1 protein-coding gene is annotated in these 1,176 nt (G+C 51.5%); it reads left to right on the plus strand.

Features of this window, described 5'->3' with window-relative positions:
• Window positions 1-76: 76 nt before the first annotated feature.
• The coding region (locus JX325_RS17295) for a leucine-rich repeat protein (protein WP_204792241.1) at window positions 77-1,176 on the plus strand (1,100 nt) is incomplete at its 3' end.

Here is a 1,176-nt window from a genome sequence, read left to right on the forward strand (position 1 = left end):
GGCTAAAACCGCTTGAGTAAAGTGCTGAAAGCAGCAATGGTGCAAACAGCTTGTGCAGAACGGACAGACACTTCATATGAAAACGATTGGAGAAAACGCTTTTTACGGCTGTACCAGTTTATCCACACTTGTTATTCCAAGCGGTGTGACTAGTATCGGCAGGAATGCTTTCAAGGGCTGTACCAGTTTGACCAGCTTGACCATTCCTGAGAGCGTGACGGATATTGATACTTATGGATTAGAATGGGGACGCGATTGCCCAGGTTTGACTATTTACTGCAATAAGAACTCTGCTGCACATCAGTATGCGCAGCGGTTCGAAATCCGGTTTGAGCTGTTGGATGGGGAAGCGGATACCTCGACACCCGTTATTCAATCCGCAGCCCTGACAAAAAATGGCCAGACGGTTGATTTGTTGACTACCCCGCAATCCTATACTCAAAGCAGCGAAGAAACCGCCACTGTCAGCGTGTCTGTGGACTGGGACGGCATAGAAAATGGGCGCGTATTTCTGCTTCAGGACCGGGATACATACGTTGAATTAACCTCCCAGGCCACGTCGTTTGCCCCCGGCAGTATTTTCGCGCCGGGTCAGCAGATTTACGTTATTGCTACCAATGCGGATGCCAGCGAACTGCTGGACTGGAAGGAAACAAAGCTCCAAATTGTACAAGCGTCTCCACCGGATGCGCCGCAGATTTTTATTTCTCCCGAATCACTCAGCCTCTCTATTGGCAAAACGGAAAATGTCACAGTAACCACCACCCCAGCGGGGGCGCGGCATACCCTCACCAGCAGTGACCCGGAGGTTGTCTCCGTCTCCGGCAATACGCTGACGGCCCACAAGCTGGGCCGTGTGGAGATCACGGCGGCACTGGCGGACTATCCCGACGTACAGGCAGTATGCAGCGTCGCCGTGAAAGAGGGCTATGACGATTTGATGTGCGCTATTGCCGCTAGCCAGTTGGCCTATGAAGATGAATTGGTCCACTACGATTTTGGCGCTAGCGTTGAAACTTTCGCCGATGACGCCATTGGCCCAGATCGAAATCTCTGGAACTGGGCTGTTTGGGATGCTCCTCTGTCTGATTTTTATAAAGACGTACTAGGCGATTGGAAAATCGTCAATGTGGTCTCTGAACCATCTGGGCTTTTCGCCGTCGCACTCGACAATGC

Source organism: Oscillibacter sp. CU971 (assembly GCF_905219725.1).
In the GTDB taxonomy this organism is placed as follows: Bacteria; Bacillota; Clostridia; order Oscillospirales; family Oscillospiraceae; genus Oscillibacter.